The following is a 14,570-nucleotide window of genomic DNA, read 5'->3' as shown; positions in this document are numbered from 1 at the left end:
GGGCTCTATCGTCGCAGGCCGGAGCAAACGTATTTATCGCGGCACGGCACTGACCGGCGTCGGCCCGGTGCCGGAGCTCACTTCGCTCGGGCCCGACGGTCCGCCTCCCGCCGGAGCGCCGCCGGCCGACGGGACGCCGTGGGCCGCGGCCCGGTGCCGGGCGGCGCCGACCACCAGCAGGCCGTAGCCGACCACGATCCATGCGCCGAGGACCGCGAAGGCCGCGCCGGCGCCGGCACCGATCAGGCCGCCGTCGGCGAAGAAGGCCGCGCTGCGCAGGGCGGTGCCCGTGGCGCCGATCGGCAGCGACTGACCCAGCACGGCCCAGACGTGCGGCAGGAACTCCGGCGGCATCGCGATGCCCGCGAGCGGCATTCCGATGAGCATGAACAGCAGCGCGGCGGGCGCGATGCCCCTGGTGCCGAGCAGCGAGACCAGGCCGGCGACCGTCGCGCCGATGGCGAGCATGCCGGCGCTCATCGCGAGCCACTGGCCCCAGAACCCGCCGGGCAGCACACCGATCCACATGGCCGCGCCCACCGCGGCGGCGCCGACGACCGCGGCGCCCACGGGTAGCGCCGCGGCGACGATCTTCGGGTGGCCGCCGATCATCACCGTGGCCAGCGCCAGCACCATGCCGGAGAGGAAGACGGGCATCACGATCGAGCCGAAGCCCGTGCCCCGGGGATCGTCGGCGGACAGCGGCGCGACCTCGACGGTCTGCACCCGCTGCCCCTGCGCCATCGTCGCGGCCATCTGGGTGAGCATCGGCGCAACGGCGGGGGAGGCGCCGCTCGCGACGACGGCCGTCGTCGGCGCACCGGGCGCGGCGGGCACGATGCCGCCGTAGACCTCGCGGTCCTGCGCGGCCCGGACCAGTGCGGCCTCGGAGTCGTAGGCATGGACGGCGAAGCCGTCGGGCTGCTGCGCGTCGAGTCGCTGCTCGACCTGCTGCGCCGCCGCGGCCGGGCCGACGACGCCGATGGGCAGCTCGTGCGGCTTGCCGTGCGAGGCGGGGCCGGTGAACAGCAGAACGATCAGGGGGATGGCGATCGCCAGCCCGGCGAAGGCCGCGGCGAGCCGGATGTGCGACTTGCTCATGGTGAGCACCTCCAGGTATTTCAACGGGTGTTGAATCCGAGCGTACGACCGCGTGCGCCGGGAAGTCAACAACTGTTGAAATAAGCTAGGATCGGCGCATGGCGACGGGCAGACGGGCGGGCACCAGCACCGCGAAGGCGGACATCCTCGAGGCGGCGCGCGAGCTCTTCGCCGAGGTGGGCTACGACCGCGCCACCATCCGCGCCATCGCCACCCGCGCGGGCGTCGACGTGGCGCTGGTGTCGTACTACTACGGCAACAAGAAGGGCCTGTTCCGGGGCGTGATGAGCATGCCGGTGGACCCGGAGAAGATCTTCACCGCCGCGCTGGACGGCCCGCGCGAGGGGATGGGGGAGCGGCTGGTGCGGGCGGCACTCACGGTGTGGGAGGGGCAGGAGACCTCGGAGGCCTTCCGGGCGCTGCTGCGAGGAGCGGTCAACGCCGACGACGGCGCGGCCAACACCTTCGGCGAGTTCCTCTCCTCGGTGATGATCCCGACGCTGACCACGCATGCAGGGATCGACGTCGCGACGGCGCGCGTGGTGGCCAGCACGATGTTCGGCCTGGCCTTCCTGCGTCATCTCATCGCCGCGCCGCTGTTCGCCGAGCCGACGGCCGACGAGCTGATCGCGACGTACGGCAGGGCGATCCAGCACATCGTCGACGGCGCCGAGGGCTGAGACCTCGGAGAATCAGCCGATTTCGCGCCGGCGACGGATATGTCCGGCGCCGAGGAGAAATCGGCCGAATCCCCGAATCAGTCGCGGGGCGCGGGCAGGATCTCGGTGGGCTCGATCACCTCGGAGGCGGGCGGAGCCTGCGGATCCTCGTCGTCGCCGAGGTTGTGGAACGCGCGGCCGAGCTCCTCGGAGACGTTGATGATCCGCGCCTTCTTGACCTCGGGCTTGTCGATCTCCTCCGCCACGTACTGCGCGATGAAGCGACGGATCTCCGAGTCGACGCTGGCCACCACGCGCACGATCGAGCCGCGGATGGTGCGCGATTCTACGTCGACCCACACGTCCTTGGGCTTCGGCGGATCGACCTCGATGCGCAGCTCCAGCGGCGCCGCGGCGCGCACGGTGAGTGGCAGCGTGATCAGGCCGGCCACGTCGTAGCGGATCCGGTCCACCTTGAGGTCGATCAGCAGCCCGATGCGCAGTGGGATCTTCACCGTGAAGGTGATGAGCTCGCCGACCTGGCGGGTGAGCTGCGGCTCGTCGATCTCGACCTGCGCCCACACCTTGGCCATTCCACCGGGGCCCGACGGGATCGGGCCCACGGTGAAATCACCGCCGGCGATGTCGGCGAACGCGGAGCCCACACGCTCCTCGTTCACGGCGATCTCGAAGAACCGCCGCCCGAACTCCTCGTAACTCACGTACTCAGGCACGGGACCATCCTGCCCTATCGGCGATAGGGATTCGCTTTGAACCGATCACTTCCGCCCGCCGGGGCGCTTGGCGCCCGCAGCGATCCCGAAGCCCTTGGCCTTCGACTCACCCTCGGTCCCCAGCGTCCGGTCGTTGCCCGACTTCGGAGCGGCGGGCTGCTCGGCGGCGGCCTCCGGGGCCGACGGTGCGCTGTCCGCAGCCTCCGGAGCCGCGGCTTCCGGGGCCTCGGCTGCAGGAGCGTCCGCCTCGGGAGCCTCGGGAGCCTCGGGCTCGGCGGCCGACGCTGCCGGCGCCGCGGGTGCGGCCGGAGCCGCAGGTGCGGCGGCCTTCGGGGCGCCCGGCTTCTTCGGGCCGGGGCGCTTGGCACCGGCGGCGATGCCGAAGCCTGCGGCCTTGGACTCACCCGCCGTGGTCAGCGTGCGTTCGTCCGCGGGAGCCGTTGCGGCAGGTGCCTCCGCTGCGGGAGCCTCGGCGGCCGGAGTCTCCGCTGCGGGAGCCTCGGCTGCCGGAGCGTCCGCCGCAGGTGCCTCAGCAGCCGGTGCCGGCGCGGCGGGCGCGGCCTTGGGTGCGCCGGGCTTCTTCGGGCCGGGGCGCTTGGCACCGGCGGCGATGCCGAAGCCTGCGGCCTTGGACTCACCCGCCGCGGTCACGGTCCGGTCCTCTGCGGGAGCCGACTCTGCCGGAGCAGAGGCCGGAGCCTCCGCCGGAGCAGCAGTCTCGGCGGCCGGGGCGGCGGGAGCGGCAGCAGCGGGCTTCGGCGCGCCGGGCTTCTTCGCACCCGGGCGCTTCGCGCCACCCGCCAGACCCAGGCCGACCGCGGGCTTGGCGGGCGCGGCCGGAGCCTCGGCAGCGGGAGCCTCGGCCGCGGGAGCCGCCTCGGCCTCGGCCGGAGCCGCGGGCTTGGCGCCACCCGGCTTCTTCGGGCCACCGGGGCGCTTGGCGCCGCCGGCGAGGCCCAGCCCGACCGCGGGCTTGGCGGGCGCCGCCGGCGCCTCCGCCGCGGGGGTCTCGGCCGCAGGAGACTCGGCAGCCGGAGCAGCGGGCTTCGCGGCACCGGGCTTCTTCGGGCCACCGGGGCGCTTGCCGCCGCCGGCCAGGCCGAGGCCGACCGCGGGCTTCGCCTCCTTCTTCTCCGCCGGAGCGGAGGGAGCCGATGCCGCGGGCGCGGCGGCCGGAGCCGACGCGGGAGCCTCGGCGGGCGCCTCCGCGAGCGCGGTGGCACCGTCGGAGACCTTGCGGTTCGGGTTGCCGACGACGATGCCCTCGGGCAGCCCGCGCTTGACGGACTCGAGCAGCATCTGCGCGACGTCGACGACCTCGGGCGCGGAGGCCTCGTCGTCGGCGGTCTGGGCGGTCACGCCGTCGGAGAGCATGACGCGGCAGAACGGGCAGCCGGTCGCGATCTTCTTCGGGGTGGCCTCGGCGGTGCCGGAGAGCGTGTTCAGGGCCTCGTCGACGCGGTCGATGTTGATGCGCTTACCGAGCTGCTCCTCCATCCACATGCGCGCGCCACCGGCGCCACAGCACATGGACCGCTCGAGGTGCCGCGGCATCTCCTTGAGCGTGGCGCCCGACGCGCCGATCAGCTCTCGCGGGGCCTCGTAGACCTGGTTGTGCCGGCCGAGGTAGCAGGGGTCGTGGTAGGTCACGTCCTCCGACGGGGGCGCGACGGGCACGAGCCGCTTCTCGCGGACCAGCTTGTTGAGCAGCTGCGTGTGGTGCACGACCTCGTACTGGCCGCCGACCTGCGGGTACTCGTTGCCGAGCGCGTTGAAGCAGTGGGCACAGGTCACGACGATCTTGCGCTGCTTGGCGGGCACGCCGTCGAAGACCTCGTCGAGCTGCTCGATGTTCTGCTGCGCCAGCATCTGGAACAGGAACTCGTTGCCCGCGCGACGGGCGGAGTCACCGGTACAGGTCTCGCCCTGGCCCAGGACCAGGAAGTTCACAGCGGCCACGTCGAGCAGCTCGGCGACGGCCTTGGTGGTCTTCTTCGCGCGGTCCTCGAAGGCGCCGGCGCAGCCGACCCAGAACAGGTACTCGAAGCCCTCGAACGTCTCGACGTCCTGGCCGTAGACCGGGATCTCGATGTCCATCTCGTCGATCCAGGCGGTGCGCTGGCTGGCGCTCTGGCCCCAGGGGTTGCCCTTGTTCTCGAGGTTCTTGAACAGGCCCGCGAGCTCGTGCGGGAACTCCGACTCGATGAGCACCTGGTAGCGGCGCATATCGACGATGTGGTCGACGTGCTCGATGTCGACGGGGCACTGCTCCACGCACGCACCACAGGTGGTGCAGGACCACAGCACCTCGGGGTCGATGACGCCGCCCAGGGCGCCGTCCTCACCCGCGGGGCCGACGAGCGAGCGCTCGGCCTCGGCGCGGGCCTCGGCGGGGATCTTGTCCAGCTTGGCCTGGTCGATCTCGCCGTCCTTGCCGACGAGGCCGATCTCCTCGCCCGCCGGGTCGGTGCGGCCGCCGGCCAGCAGGTACGGCGCCTTGGCGTAACCGTGATCGCGCAGGCCCATGATGAGCAGCTTCGGGCTCAGCGGCTTGCCGGTGTTCCAGGCGGGGCACTGGCTCTGGCAGCGACCGCACTCGGTGCAGGTCGTGAAGTCCAGCCAGCCCTTCCAGGAGAAGTCCTCGATCTTGCCGGCGCCGAGGTTGTCGACGTCGGGGTCGGTGTTCTCCATGGTCAGCGCCTTGCCGTTGGAGACCATCTCCTTGGCGGCGCCCAGCGCGCGGCGGCTGCCCAGCTCGCGCTTGAAGTAGATGTTGAAGAAGGCCGAGAAGCGGTGCCACGCGACGCCCCAGGTGAGGTTGCTGCCCACCAGGATGAGGAACATGACGCCCGACATCAGCTTGATGAAGGCGAAGATCGTGACCATCGTGGGGCTCGCGGGGAGCAGCGTCGCGACCTGGCGGGTGAAGAAGTCGGTGACGGGGTCGGACTCGCCGTAGGTGGCGATCTTGCCGGCCTTCACCATGATCATGCCGATGCCCTCGAAGAAGACGATGGCCTCGATGGTGTACGCGGGCAGGAACTTGCTGCCGGCGAAGCGCGAGAACAGCGCGGGGTTGCGCGGGTGCTTGATCTGACGGATCACGATGAGCACGGTGATGCCGACCACGGTGCCGATGCCGAGCAGCTCGTCCATCAGGTGGTAGACCGGCCAGGAGCCGATGACCGGCCAGTGGAAGGCGGGGTCGAAGGTCTGCGGCAGCGCCTCGAACCAGAGGATCGCGCCCGCGAGGAAGCCGACCATGACGAACCAGTGGGCGATGCCCACGGTCCGGTTCTTGATCATCTTGGTGTGGGCGAGGAACTCGACCACGACCTCCGCGGCGCGGGGGATGAAGGGGAGCCACCGGTCCTTGGCGGACTGACCCTGCGCGATGATCCGCACCATGCGGAGTGCACCGCGGAAGAAGATCGCCCAGCCCAGCGCGAATGCGACCGCGCCGATCGTGCCGAGGGTGATGTTCAGCGGGGTGATGTCGGACTCGGCGGCGGCCATCAATGTCTGGTCCACGTCGTGCACCTTTCTGCCTCGCGGGCTGGGTAGCCACTCATGTTACTCGCCAGTAACATGAGTGCGAAACCACTGCGTCTGGCATAACGGTAGATCGCGGATCAGGGGGCCTTCGCGCGAAGGTTCACCTAACTACCTGCTGGGTAAGGTGTGTTCATGCGTTCCCTCGCCCCCGCGCACGCGCGCTCCGCCTCGCGGCTGCGCTCCGTCGTGACGGGCATCACGGGCGCCGGCCCCCTGTACTCGCCCGCGACGGCACCGCCCGCGCCCGTGGCGATCGCCTTCGGTGCGTCGGTGCGAGGCGGCCGCCCGGGCTCCTTCGTCGAGGGCCGGCTCGAGGCATCCCTGCAGCTCCTGCGACTGGGGAAGGTCGAGAAGATCCTCGTCTCCGGCAACGCGGGCGGCACGTCCGGCGACGAGATCGCCGTCATGACGGCGTGGCTCCGCGGGCGGGGCGTGCCGGATTCCTCCCTGCTCACCGACGGTGCCGGCTTCGACACCTACCTCTCCTGCCTGCGCGCGCGCGACGAGTTCGGTGTGGGGCGCGTCCTGCTCGTCTCCCAGGGCTTCCATGCCCGACGGGCCGCCGCCCTCGCCCGCCACCTCGGGCTCGACGCCGACGCCGTCCGCGCCGAGTGCGGCTGCACCCGTCGCGCCTGGGTCCGCAACCTCGCCCGCGAGTACGTGCTCTCCCGCCCCAAGGCCGCCCTGGACATCGCCCGCCGCCGCTGATCCACTCAATCGATTCGCGCGTGCACTTCGCTACATTGGTGGTATGTCGACTGTCCCGCAGGAGCCCGTCCCGCGCACGAGCTCGCGCGGCCGAGAGTTCGCCGGCAACGGCGCGCGGCTGGTGGGTTTCTGCGCGGTGCTCGTCGGGGGTGGCGCGGTCGGGTACTGGTCGTGGGGCCGCATGCACCTCGTCGCGATCGACGTCTGCGGCATCGGGGTCGGCGTCAGCGGCCGGATCGGGATCAACGTCGTCGGCCTGCTCTGGCTGGGCTGCTCCGTGATCCTCGGCGGCGCTGCGGGGGCGGGACTCGTGTACGGGTCGACGCGGAGGATGCGGCTGTTCGGCGCCGCGATGCTGGCGCTCCTCCTCGGCGGCACCCTGGCGCTCCAGCTCTGGAACGCCTCGTCCTTCGACTCCTACTGCGGCGGCCGGGACTGGGGTCCGCCGGGACGCTGACCGGCGACGGTCAGCCCCGGGTGTCGATCCACTCCAGGTACGCGCTGCCGGCGACGGGCTCGTCGCGGTAGCTGCCGATGTAGGTGTACGCGCCCACGTAGCCGCGCCCGTGGCCGTACCGCAGCGGGCTGTCGACGGAACCGTCGATGGTCAGCACCTCGGCGTCGCCGTCGCGGACCGTCCACCGGAGCAGGACGGGCACCGTCATCGCGCGGCCCCGGTCGTCGACGAGCTCGCGCGATTCGAGCACCTCCATCCGCACGTCCTCGTAGACCTCCGCCGGCTCGCCGAGGCGGCGCACGTGCGCGAGACGGCAGGCGGTGCGGCCGCGCGCGCGGACGTCGGTGAGCAGGATCTGCGTCTGCGGATCGATGTCGATGATCTGGTACGTGAAGAAGTCGATCGGCAGCTTGAGCGGGCCGGGCACGGGCCGGCGGGAGAGCGCCTGGTGGCTGCGGATCCGCGCGTACTCGAACGTGCCCACGCCCTCGACCCGGTCACCGTCGACGGTGCCGGTGTACGGCGCGAGCAGGCTGAGGTGGTCGTAGACCGGAGTCTTGACGAAGTACGAGACCTGTTCCTCGACTTCCAGTTCCAGGTCGACGTCGAATCCCGGGTAGCGGCCGCGCACCGTCACCCGGGGCAGGTCCACGTCGATAGCCAGCTCGTCGCCCCAACGCAACGCGGAACCGTCTGCGGCGAATGAGCATTCGGTCGAGGCGTCGTAGGCGCGGTAGAAGTGCTGATCGCCGTACGCGGTGGAGGAGAGCACGGTGGTGGTGTCGCGGGCGTCGGTGGCGGCCAGGTGATCCTGGTCGAAGAGCTCAGCCCCCGCCGCGCCGATCAGCGTCATCGTGTTCACGTAGCGATAGGGCTCGGGCAGATCGGGCACGAAGACGCCGAAGTGCGTGGTGGACCACACCTTCGACGTCGTGTGCGGGCGCAGGATCTCCGCCTGCTCGAACGGCCGCCGCGACGCCGCGATACGGCTGTCGAGCAGCGGCAGAGCGGTGTCAACGACGGCGCGGGACAGCAGGGTGGACACGAGGCGGCTCATGGCGTCTCCGTTTCGAGAGCGATCGGTGGGGCCGGGAACGAGAAGGCGGTGAGGATGCGGCCGGCGGTGGCGGAGACCTCCGCCGCGGACAGTGCGGGGTTCAGGCGCCACCAGTGCATGGCCGCCGAGACCATCGACTCCCAGATGAGGACGGCGGCGGCGCTGTCGCCGGGGTCAGTGAGCCCGGCGGTGCGCAGCACGTCGGCGACGGTGCGCGAGGACTGATCCCGCAGCCGGTGTCGTTGTGCGCGAGCCGATTCCCTCCCGATGCCGGCGGGGAGTGTCCGGTCGTACAACAGTGCCCAGTAGCCGGTTCGGCCCTCCAGGGCGGTGAACAGCGAGGTCAGGACCGCGCTCGCCGATCGGCTGAACAGCGAGACTCCCGGGGTCGACGGTGCGGGGGCGGCAGTCGCTGCGGCGACGGCGTCGAAGACGATCGGGCCGGCCTTCTCCACGCACGCGACGTACAGCTTCTCCTTGGAGCAGAAGTACGCCAGCACCAGCGCTTTCGATACGCCGGCGCGCGCGGCGATGGCGGTCAGCTGCGCCTGCGCGTACCCGACCGCACCGAACTCCTGTGCGGCGGCCTCGAGTATTGCCGCAGCGCGGATCGGGCGAGGCATTCCGCGGCTGCCCGAGCGGCCGGGTGTCATCGACGCTCGCACGTGCCCCCCTGTGCTGCTCCCGGCTCGGGCCGTGTGCCCGCGCGGATATGACTCGTCGGTCACATTAGGTCGTGGCCCAGGCGCGGTCAATGGGCGCGGCGCCCGTGTTGCACGACGAACGTCGTTCACCGACGCCCGAGGCGACCTGGGCCGAGCTCGCGCGCCGTTTCGAAACCGGGTGAATTCCGGCTCAGGCCGTGCCATATCGATCCTGACCCGAAAAACGCCTGGTTTCGGACCGGACCGGGCGCGTAGGGTGGGCCGCATGAACCGAGGAGGAGTGTCCGGCGCCCTGCGCCACGGCAGATGACCCCCGCCCCGCAGCCGATCCACCGGACCGGCTGCGTCGCTCTGCCCTCACACTCCACACCCCGCGTCCGATCGCGGGGCTCCTGAAAGACGGTTCACCTCATGGATCCCGTATCCCAGCAGCAGATCATCGACGCTTTCCGCGGCGCCACCAAGAGCGAGGTCAAGCGGGTCACGTTCCCGCCGGACTTCGACGACCTCGACTTCCCGAACCTCGAGTTCGTCGGCTGGCGCGACAAGAAGATCCCGCGCCGCGCCTACGTCGCCGTGCCCACCGAGGACGGGCTGGTGACGATCCTGCTCACCCAGGCCGAGACCAAGCCCAAGGCGAAGGCCATGTGCACCTGGTGCCGCGACGTCAACATCACCAGCCAGGCGGTGTTGTACTCGGTGCGACGCGGTGGCCCCGCCGGCCGCAAGGGCGACACCCTCGGCGTCCTCGTGTGCGAGGACTTCCGGTGCGCCGCGAACGCGCGCAAACTGCCGCCCGCGTTCCACAAGGGCACCGACGTCGAGCAGATCCGTGAGCAGAATCTCGCCGACCTGCGGCGCCGGGTGAACGGCTTCGTCGCCGAGGTGCTCAGCACGGAGGAGTAGCGACCGGCGCGATCACTTGTACAGCGGCTTACCGTAATTCGGGTTGTTGCCGGTGGGGATCTCGATGTTGATCGGGCGGAACTCGCCGAGGTACACGAGCTCCAGGGTGTTGGCGAGCTGATCGAACTGGTGGTAGATCTCCGGCGGCATGGCGGTCTGCGTGAGAACGCCCTCGCGGATCGCCACGTACGTCGGCCAGCCGGCCTCCAGCAACCCCTGCAGGATGGGCTGCCGGGGTAGCTGCATCCAGTCGGTCAGCTTGTCGCCCAGCGAGTACCGGGTGAAGGCCTCGAGCGCGGGGCGGGAGAGGATCGTGCCGTCGACGGACCGGCCCAGGTCCATCAGCATGCTCGCGATCTTCACCCCCTCGGGTGTCGGGCCCATGATCGAATCGAGGTCCACCTGTGCCTGCTTCTCGGCCTGGTCCCAGCTCGACGGGATGTAGGCGTCGTCGATGCCCAGCATGTGTCCGTTCACCTGCCACGAGTGCAGCAGGCCGTCCACCTCGTCCTGCGGCAGGTGAACGCCCCAGGTGCGCATGATCCGCATGCCCATGGTCGCCAGCGAGTGCCAGGTGACCATCATGTCGGCCTGCGAGATGGGCATGGGCTGCTTGTTCACCCGGCGCCAGTGCGGCGACTGCGGCAGTAGGTGCCGCACGGCGCTGTGGGTCAGTCGCACCTTGACCGCCGTCGTCGCCGCGCGCCCGCTCGGAGCGTAGGCGCCGACGGCGATCTGGTCGTAGACGAGCCGATAGGTCTTGGCGATGCGGTCCTTCATGTCCGCGCCGCCCGCCGACCAGTACACCGCCTGCGATTCGCGCGGGATCACCGACATCATCACGCCGCCCGAGAAGCCGATGATGACCGAGAGGTACAGGCTGCGGGAGGTGTAGAACTTGTCCGCGCCCTTCATCAACCGCCAGTCGATCCAGTCGGGGAGCCTGCGCGCCTCCTCGATGAAGTCCCGCACGTCGGCCGGCATCCCGGCGGGCACGGCCTGACTGTTCGTCTCCCACTGCGCGAGCGCACGGTTGACCTTGGCCGCATCGCCCCGTTCGAGCACCGACTTCATCAGTCGATCGCACTCGGGGTCCCAGGTCCGTTGCGGATCGGGCGTGCCGTCCGCGCGGATCCCCGGCGCCGCCGAGGCGAGGCCGGTGCCCAGCGTGCCGGCCAACGCCGCCACTCCGGCGCCCGCCGCGCCCACGCCCGCGGCGCGCAGCGCCGTCCGACGGGTGATCCCGCCCTGCTCCCCGATGCCGCCCACGCCCACTCCCTCTCGCCCGGTATCGGCGTAGGTTAGCGAGTGCGACGTTGCTATTGCAACAAACGTCAGTCTTTCGCCTGGGGCAGCTTCGCCCCCTTGGGGGAGACCCGCCCGGCGGAGGGCGGCGGCACCATCGGGCCGATGTCACCGTCGGGGGCGGTGTCCAGGTCGAGCATGACGGGAGCGTGATCCGACGGTCCCTTGCCCTTGCGCGCCAGCCGGTCGATCCAGGCCGCCGCGGTGCGGTCGGCGACCTCGCCGCTCGCGAGGATGAGGTCGATCCGCATGCCCAGGTTCTTGCTGAACATCCCGGCGCGGTAGTCCCAGTACGAGAAGACCTGCTCGTGCGGCCAGCGCTCGCGCACCACGTCCCGTAGGCCGAGGTCCTCGAGCGCCGCGATCGCCGCGCGCTCGGGCGCCGTGACGTGGGTGTGGCCGACGAACGCCGCCGGATCGAAGACGTCCTCGTCGGTGGGCGCGATGTTCATGTCACCGCAGACCAGCTGGGGAACGGAGTCGGCCTTGACCTGCTCGGTGAGCGCGGCCAGCCATTCGAGCTTGTAGGCGTAGTGGTCGGAGTCGATCTCGCGCCCGTTGGGCGTGTACAGCGAGTGCACGCGGATGCCGTTGCACACCGCGGAGACGGCCCGGCCCTCGACGGTTCCGTCGTAGGCGGGGGCGCCGGGGATGCCGACCACGACGTCCTGCAGGCCCACCTTCGAGAGCACGGCCGAGCCGTTCCACGCGGGCTGGCCGGCGGTGGCGAACTCGTAGCCGCGCTCGGTCAGGTCCGGTCCGACGAGGGTGGCGAAGGCGTCGTCGGTCATCTTCAGTTCCTGCAGGCAGACGACGTCCGGCCGGCGCGAGTCCAGCCATTCCAGCAGTCGTCCGTGCCGCTGCTTGACCGAGTTCACATTCCAGGTGGCGACGCGCATGCGTCCACCGTATCGGGGTGCCCTGACAGTGCCCGCCGGGCGGTCGGGACACTGGTGGCATGGATTCGAGCGAGCGATACCTGCATGCCGCGGTCGCGGCCTCCGCGGTGGTGATCCGCGAGTACTCGACGTCGTTCTCGCTCGCGGCCCGTCTGATGCCGCGCCGCGTCCGCGACCACATCACGTCGATCTACGGGCTCGTCCGCGTCGCCGACGAGGTCGTCGACGGTGCCTGCCCCACTGACCCGCGCGCCCACCTCGACGAGCTCGAGCGGACCGTCGAGCGTGCGATGGCAGACGGGTTCAGCGCGAACCTGGTGGTGCACGCCTTCGCGGCGACCGCCCGCGCCACGGGCTTCGGCACCGAGCTGACCAGGCCGTTCTTCGCCTCGATGCGCGCCGATCTCACGCCCGCCCCGCACACAGCGGACTCGCTCGCGGCCTACATCCACGGCTCGGCGGAGGTCGTCGGGCTGATGTGCCTGCGCGCCTATCTGGTGGGGGTCGCGGAGGCCGACTACGACCGCCTCGCGCCCGATGCCCTGCGCCTCGGCTCCGCCTTCCAGAAGGCCAATTTCCTGCGTGACCTCACCGACGACGAGCTGCGGCTCGGGCGCGCCTACCTGCCCGAGCTCACGCAGCGCGCCTTCGACGATGCCCTCGACGACGCCGCCGCCGACCTCGCCGCCGGGCGCGCCGGTATCGCGCGGCTGCCGCAGGATGTCCAGCGCGGCGTCCGGGTCGCCGCCGACCTGTATGCGGAGCTCCTGCGCCGCCTCCGTGCCGCCGGCCTCGACGGTGCGCGATCCGGTCGCGTGCGCGTCCCCACACCGGCGAAGATCCGTGTGGTGGCGCGGAGCGTGCGCGGCGACTGACTGCCGCCGGCAAGAGCCGTGCGTCCCGCGCATGGCCCCGTTCGTGCATGGAGCAGCCGTGCACGCCGATGTAGCCATGCGCGCCACGCATGACCGGCGATGCAGCTCTGCTGATTGACCATTGCCGATCGTCGACCTGCCTGGTATACCTAGGTAAGAATTCAACCTAGGTAGGAGTTGTGATGGCGCTGGACGACTGGCCCGAGCGGGATCGTCGGTGGGCGGCGCGCTACATCCTGTGCCTGGCGAAGGAGGGCGTCACGCTTGAGGCGAGCGACGCCCGGCAGTCCGAACTGATCGCCGCCGCCGAGGCGGCCGGGGCGCCCGCCGCCGATGTCTTCGGCGACCCCGACGAACTGGCCGCGGAAGACGCTAAGGACTTTGCCGACGCCGACGTGGTAGCGATGGCCGAAGACGGGTTCGGCCTGCGCGAAGCGTTGGCCTACGCAGGTGTCGCTCTTGTGTTTCTCGGAGCTATCGCGGGCGTCTTCGTCCTCGCGAAAGGTGCCACCGACCGTGTCGACATCACCGCGGGGCCGGTGGTGCTGATGGTCGGTATCGCTGTCGCGCTCGTCGCGGGGAGCGCCGCCTCGATGTTCTTCAGCACCGGCAGGCTCCGCGCCGCATGCGGGTGGGCAGCGGTCGCGGTCGTGGGCGTGCTCGTGGGCGGCTCGCAGGTGTCGTGGTCCGGGCGTCATGCCGTGCTCGTCGCAGGCGTCCCCAGGTGGTCGATCATTGCTGCGCTCCTGGTCCCCGGCCTCCTCTCAATTCTCCTTTCTCGAGCGATCCCCGAGCGGTCCTCGCAGGACGCATGGACCGACGAAGCGTGGTTCATCCGGTTCCGCGGCGTCCTCGTCTCGAAAGGAGTTCCGTCCGTCGCTGTTCGCGAGCACGAGCGGTCATTGCGGGAGGGACTGACCGGCACGTCCGCGTTCGCCGAGTACGGGCGCCCTGATGCGCTCGGCCATCGTCTGGCCGCCGAAGATCCGGCGGCAGCGGGGCGCCGAATCTGGTGGGGAGCGGTGGGCTGGTTCGCGTTCGCGCTCCTGCACGCGTCGTTCATTCCCGGTGAGACCGGTGCGTGGCTCGTCTTTCGGCTGGTGGTCACGGCCGGATTGGTCTGGCTCGGTGTGCGGAGCGCACTCCGAGCACGGCACGCGCAGTCGACTTCATCCAAGGCTGTCGCGTGAGTGCCGCCGCGTGGCAGCGGGCGACCTTGCCGCTCTTGATCTTCGGCGTCCTGGAGTCGGCGCCGCGACACGGGTACGGGATCTCGGCGGCGCTGGTCGACGCCGGCCTGCAGCCGATCAAGGGTGCGCAGCTGTATCCCGCGCTGGTGAAGATGGAGAACGACGGTCTCATCGCCGCGAGGTGGGAGCAGGGCGAATCCGGCCCCGCCCGCAAGGTCTACGAGCTCACCGACGCCGGCCGCACCGAAGTGGCGCGCCTCCGCGAGGAGTGGCGCGCGTTCACCGCGGCGGCTGCCGCGCTCGGAGCTGTGCCTGCCCGCTGAGCCGGCGCGACTCTCCTTCCCGCTAACGTTTCCGCTTCTTCCTATCGTTGCAACGGTATGAAGAAGCACAAAGGGGCTGAGGACTGCGGTCCGGCCTGGTGCAGTTGACGCACGTCGTGCGCGCGGCCTGCACCAG

At 70.8% G+C, this 14,570-nt stretch carries 14 protein-coding genes; 7 read left to right on the top strand and 7 right to left on the bottom strand.

Annotation, left to right across the window (positions count from 1 at the left end; all coding sequences use genetic code 11):
• Positions 1-33: 33 nt before the first annotated feature.
• Positions 34-1,101 carry an ABC transporter permease gene (locus tag BLQ62_RS21450; RefSeq protein WP_176582428.1) on the bottom strand — a complete coding sequence of 356 codons (1,068 nt, stop codon included), beginning with the start codon at positions 1,099-1,101 and terminating at the stop codon, positions 34-36.
• 98 nt (positions 1,102-1,199) lie between these two features.
• On the opposite strand from BLQ62_RS21450, the gene BLQ62_RS21445 reads away from it, so the two are divergent.
• Positions 1,200-1,781 (top strand): TetR/AcrR family transcriptional regulator, encoded by a 582-nt coding sequence (locus tag BLQ62_RS21445; RefSeq protein ID WP_068564104.1) that lies wholly within the window; start codon positions 1,200-1,202, stop codon positions 1,779-1,781.
• 77 nt (positions 1,782-1,858) lie between these two features.
• On the opposite strand, the gene BLQ62_RS21440 is transcribed toward BLQ62_RS21445, so the two are convergent.
• Complete coding sequence (locus tag BLQ62_RS21440; RefSeq protein ID WP_231857525.1) at positions 1,859-2,494, bottom strand: hypothetical protein; 636 nt, start codon at positions 2,492-2,494, stop codon at positions 1,859-1,861.
• A 45-nt stretch (positions 2,495-2,539) separates the two neighbouring features.
• The gene (locus BLQ62_RS21435; protein ID WP_082756192.1) at positions 2,540-6,010 is read right to left on the bottom strand and encodes a (Fe-S)-binding protein; all 3,471 of its coding nucleotides are present in this window, start codon (positions 6,008-6,010) and stop codon (positions 2,540-2,542) included.
• Positions 6,011-6,181: 171 nt separating this feature from the next.
• On the opposite strand from BLQ62_RS21435, the gene BLQ62_RS21430 reads away from it, so the two are divergent.
• Together BLQ62_RS21430 and BLQ62_RS21425 are read left to right on the top strand one after the other, a co-directional pair.
• Positions 6,182-6,757 (top strand): SanA/YdcF family protein, encoded by a 576-nt coding sequence (locus BLQ62_RS21430; RefSeq protein WP_139184273.1) that lies wholly within the window; start codon positions 6,182-6,184, stop codon positions 6,755-6,757.
• A gap of 43 nt (positions 6,758-6,800) precedes the next feature.
• Positions 6,801-7,214 (top strand): hypothetical protein, encoded by a 414-nt coding sequence (locus BLQ62_RS21425; RefSeq protein WP_068564108.1) that lies wholly within the window; start codon positions 6,801-6,803, stop codon positions 7,212-7,214.
• Positions 7,215-7,224: 10 nt separating this feature from the next.
• On the opposite strand, the gene BLQ62_RS21420 is transcribed toward BLQ62_RS21425, so the two are convergent.
• Positions 7,225-8,271 (bottom strand): DUF6670 family protein, encoded by a 1,047-nt coding sequence (locus BLQ62_RS21420; RefSeq protein ID WP_068564110.1) that lies wholly within the window; start codon positions 8,269-8,271, stop codon positions 7,225-7,227.
• On the bottom strand, positions 8,268-8,894 hold the full coding sequence (locus tag BLQ62_RS21415; RefSeq protein ID WP_068564112.1) for a TetR/AcrR family transcriptional regulator: 627 nt from the start codon (positions 8,892-8,894) through the stop codon (positions 8,268-8,270). The genes BLQ62_RS21420 and BLQ62_RS21415 overlap by 4 nt, the downstream gene beginning before the upstream one ends.
• A gap of 453 nt (positions 8,895-9,347) precedes the next feature.
• On the opposite strand from BLQ62_RS21415, the gene BLQ62_RS21410 reads away from it, so the two are divergent.
• Complete coding sequence (locus BLQ62_RS21410; RefSeq protein WP_068531101.1) at positions 9,348-9,842, top strand: FBP domain-containing protein; 495 nt, start codon at positions 9,348-9,350, stop codon at positions 9,840-9,842.
• 12 nt (positions 9,843-9,854) lie between these two features.
• On the opposite strand, the gene BLQ62_RS21405 is transcribed toward BLQ62_RS21410, so the two are convergent.
• Positions 9,855-11,111, bottom strand: coding sequence for an oxygenase MpaB family protein (locus BLQ62_RS21405; RefSeq protein ID WP_231857526.1), 1,257 nt, complete (start codon positions 11,109-11,111; stop codon positions 9,855-9,857).
• A gap of 65 nt (positions 11,112-11,176) precedes the next feature.
• Positions 11,177-12,046: an exodeoxyribonuclease III gene (locus BLQ62_RS21400; protein WP_068564114.1), complete on the bottom strand. Its 870-nt coding sequence runs from the start codon at positions 12,044-12,046 to the stop codon at positions 11,177-11,179.
• A 59-nt stretch (positions 12,047-12,105) separates the two neighbouring features.
• Between BLQ62_RS21400 and BLQ62_RS21395 the strand changes: the two genes are divergently transcribed.
• The 3 genes from BLQ62_RS21395 to BLQ62_RS21385 all read left to right on the top strand — a co-directional run bounded on the left by BLQ62_RS21395 (position 12,106) and on the right by BLQ62_RS21385 (position 14,434).
• Positions 12,106-12,921 carry a phytoene/squalene synthase family protein gene (locus tag BLQ62_RS21395; protein WP_068564116.1) on the top strand — a complete coding sequence of 272 codons (816 nt, stop codon included), beginning with the start codon at positions 12,106-12,108 and terminating at the stop codon, positions 12,919-12,921.
• Between the two features lie 182 nt (positions 12,922-13,103).
• Positions 13,104-14,111, top strand: coding sequence for a hypothetical protein (locus BLQ62_RS21390; RefSeq protein WP_139184272.1), 1,008 nt, complete (start codon positions 13,104-13,106; stop codon positions 14,109-14,111).
• Positions 14,108-14,434 carry a PadR family transcriptional regulator gene (locus BLQ62_RS21385; protein ID WP_068564120.1) on the top strand — a complete coding sequence of 109 codons (327 nt, stop codon included), beginning with the start codon at positions 14,108-14,110 and terminating at the stop codon, positions 14,432-14,434. Before BLQ62_RS21390 ends, BLQ62_RS21385 begins: the two co-directional genes overlap by 4 nt.
• Positions 14,435-14,570: the final 136 nt, after the last annotated feature.

It is taken from the genome of Tsukamurella pulmonis, from assembly GCF_900103175.1.
GTDB classification, from domain to species: Bacteria; Actinomycetota; Actinomycetes; order Mycobacteriales; family Mycobacteriaceae; genus Tsukamurella; species Tsukamurella pulmonis.
Note: the sequence above shows the minus strand (reverse complement) of the source record. Positions and strands in the feature narration are given on the sequence as shown.

Bases quoted from the DNA above. Each gene is read 5' to 3' on its own strand.
- BLQ62_RS21445 (WP_068564104.1), top strand. From the start codon at position 1,200: ATGGCGACGGGCAGACGGGCGGGCACCAGCACCGCGAAGGCGGACATC.
- BLQ62_RS21390 (WP_139184272.1), top strand. From the start codon at position 13,104: ATGGCGCTGGACGACTGGCCCGAGCGGGATCGTCGGTGGGCGGCGCGC.
- BLQ62_RS21420 (WP_068564110.1), bottom strand. From the start codon at position 8,271: ATGAGCCGCCTCGTGTCCACCCTGCTGTCCCGCGCCGTCGTTGACACC.
- BLQ62_RS21410 (WP_068531101.1), top strand. From the start codon at position 9,348: ATGGATCCCGTATCCCAGCAGCAGATCATCGACGCTTTCCGCGGCGCC.
- BLQ62_RS21430 (WP_139184273.1), top strand. From the start codon at position 6,182: ATGCGTTCCCTCGCCCCCGCGCACGCGCGCTCCGCCTCGCGGCTGCGC.
- BLQ62_RS21425 (WP_068564108.1), top strand. From the start codon at position 6,801: ATGTCGACTGTCCCGCAGGAGCCCGTCCCGCGCACGAGCTCGCGCGGC.
- BLQ62_RS21415 (WP_068564112.1), bottom strand. From the start codon at position 8,894: ATGCCTCGCCCGATCCGCGCTGCGGCAATACTCGAGGCCGCCGCACAG.
- BLQ62_RS21400 (WP_068564114.1), bottom strand. From the start codon at position 12,046: ATGCGCGTCGCCACCTGGAATGTGAACTCGGTCAAGCAGCGGCACGGA.
- BLQ62_RS21435 (WP_082756192.1), bottom strand. From the start codon at position 6,010: ATGGCCGCCGCCGAGTCCGACATCACCCCGCTGAACATCACCCTCGGC.
- BLQ62_RS21395 (WP_068564116.1), top strand. From the start codon at position 12,106: ATGGATTCGAGCGAGCGATACCTGCATGCCGCGGTCGCGGCCTCCGCG.
- BLQ62_RS21450 (WP_176582428.1), bottom strand. From the start codon at position 1,101: ATGAGCAAGTCGCACATCCGGCTCGCCGCGGCCTTCGCCGGGCTGGCG.